Raw genomic sequence first — 2,156 nt, forward strand, 5'->3', positions numbered from 1 at the left:
CAGAGCGTCCAAAAACTCTTTTGGGGAATGAAGTCCTGCGCTGTTCAATGCCGGAACTCTATGGGCGACGAGATTTTTCAGATTTCGCAGCCAAAAAGTCCCGAGGTGGCGGAATTGAGCGCCTGTTCTCGCCTGTGTGGTTCAAAAAACTGCATTGAGCGACATCTCAGGCTCTGACAGCGGCAATCAGACCTGCAACGCCGACAAGGGTGATGGCCCTTTTGATGTTGTAGGCGAGCGCCGTCAGGCTGAACTCCCCGCGGACGTTTTCCAGCCTGCGCATCAGGAACGCGCCCTGATACATCCATTGCTTGATCGTGCCGAACGGGTGCTCGACGCTTTCGCGCCGTCGGTCAAGTATGTCAGGCCGGGCCACGAGGCGGGCTGCCATGCGGTCGAGCACCGCCTCGTTCTCAAGGCGCGACACACGACGGAAGCTTTTAGTGCAGCGTTCGCGCAGGCTGCACGCTTTGCAGGCGTCGCGGTTGACGTAGTCGATCTTCACATTGTCGCGTGACTTGCCAAAGTGGCGGGGTGAGAGCACCTGGTCTGCGGGGCAAAGGTAAATATCCTTGTCTGGATCATAGCGGAATTCCTCCTTGGAGAAGAAGCCCTCGGCCACGGCCGGACCACGGATCGGCTTGGGAACATAGGCGGTGATGCCGGCTTTCTCGCAAGCCTCTATATCCTCGATCTTGAAGTAGCCCCGGTCCGCCACCGCCTCGATCCTATCGACGCCGAGCGTGTCCATCGCCGCCTCGACCGTCGGCACGAGAAGCCCCATGTCGAGCACCTGGTTGCAGACCTCCTGCTCGGCGATCAGCTTGTGCTTTACATCAACGGCGAGTTGGATGTTGTAGCCGACGCCGACCTTGGTCATGCGCGCCATGGCGCGAGCATCTGGGTCGGTCAGGGAGATCTGGTCCTCGCCGGTCTTATCCAACTCATCCAACAGCGCCTTGTGACGGTCCCGCTTGCCTTTGATCGCCGCGATCTTTTCCGCGAGCTTGACGTCGCTGCGACCGCAACTGCCGCCATGGCTGCTGGCTTTCTCCTCTTGTGCATCGCCTTCATCGAGCCGTTTCATGTAGTCGGCCAGTTTCTCGTCGGCTTCGTCGATGAACTTCGTCAACGCTCCCCGTGTGAAGTTGCGATCCTTGTTGTTCACCGCCTTGATGCGCGTGCCATCGACCGCCAGAAGCTCTCGCCCGAATAGATCAAGCTGCCGGCACAGGATGACGAACTCACGGAACACCTGCTTGAAGGCCGACCGGTTCACGCGGCGGAAATCGGCGATGGTGCGGAAGTCAGGCTTCAGGTGCCGCAGCAGCCAGATGACCTCGATATTGCGATGGGTCTCTGCCTCCAGCCGCCGGCTGGATCGTACGCGGTTGATGTAGCCATAAACGTACAACTTCAGCAAATCGGCCGGATCATAACCCGGACGGCCGGTCTCCTTCGCAGCCACCCGCACGAAGCCTGCGGCGGCAAGATCAAGGCCGTCCACGAAAGCCTCGATGAAGCGGACCGGGTTGTCCGCGCCGACGTAATCGTCAACCGCTTCCGGCAGAAGCAGCAGTTGCGCGCGATCTGTTCCTGAAAGATGTGCCATGCCAAAATATTACCACGGACTCCTATTCTCTGGAATCCGCAACGGAGCTTGACCAGTTCCCAAAATGAATTGCCTAAAGGGCGATCAACCCCGCTGCCGTCGGACGGAAACCACATTTTCGATAAAACGCCTCAAGGTGAGGCTCAAAATCGACATGAAGCCAACCGGCACCTTTTTGTCGAGCCAGTGCTATTGCCTCCTCGACAAGACGAGTTGCGATACCGAGCCTACGGTAGTCGGGATGAACGCATGTATCGAGAATGAACGCGTGGGTTCCACCGTCCCAAGCGACATTAACAAACCCGATAATTCTATCGCCATCATAGACACCGATATGGCCGAGACTGCGTGAGAGTATTTCAGCGAGCGATGCCGGCGCAGGCGCTCCCCATGCAGCGGACCAGAGGGGATTCAAATCGGAAGAGGAAGGGTGAGGGTTTGTCTTATACTCCAAGATCATCACACTCCCATGCGCATCGCTTCCGGCATCCACGATATCTCTGCTTTCGCCATAAGAGAATACGCGTGGTTTTCAGACAGTCTG

2 protein-coding genes are annotated in these 2,156 nt (G+C 57.8%); both read right to left on the reverse strand.

All coding sequences use genetic code 11. The annotated features are described in order from the left end of the window. Positions 1-166: 166 nt before the first annotated feature. Positions 167-1,612: an IS1182 family transposase gene (locus C8J33_RS26755; protein WP_132665931.1), complete on the reverse strand. Its 1,446-nt coding sequence runs from the start codon at positions 1,610-1,612 to the stop codon at positions 167-169. 73 nt (positions 1,613-1,685) lie between these two features. After that, the gene (locus C8J33_RS26760) at positions 1,686-2,072 is read right to left on the reverse strand and encodes a GNAT family N-acetyltransferase (protein WP_422039210.1); all 387 of its coding nucleotides are present in this window, start codon (positions 2,070-2,072) and stop codon (positions 1,686-1,688) included. Between the last annotated feature and the right edge of the window lie 84 nt (positions 2,073-2,156).

This window comes from Rhizobium sp. PP-CC-3G-465 (genome assembly GCF_004343445.1).
GTDB lineage: Bacteria > Pseudomonadota > Alphaproteobacteria > Rhizobiales > Rhizobiaceae > Ferranicluibacter > Ferranicluibacter rubi.

Bases quoted from the DNA above. Each gene is read 5' to 3' on its own strand.
- C8J33_RS26760 (WP_422039210.1), bottom strand. From the start codon at position 2,072: ATGATCTTGGAGTATAAGACAAACCCTCACCCTTCCTCTTCCGATTTG.
- C8J33_RS26755 (WP_132665931.1), bottom strand. From the start codon at position 1,612: ATGGCACATCTTTCAGGAACAGATCGCGCGCAACTGCTGCTTCTGCCG.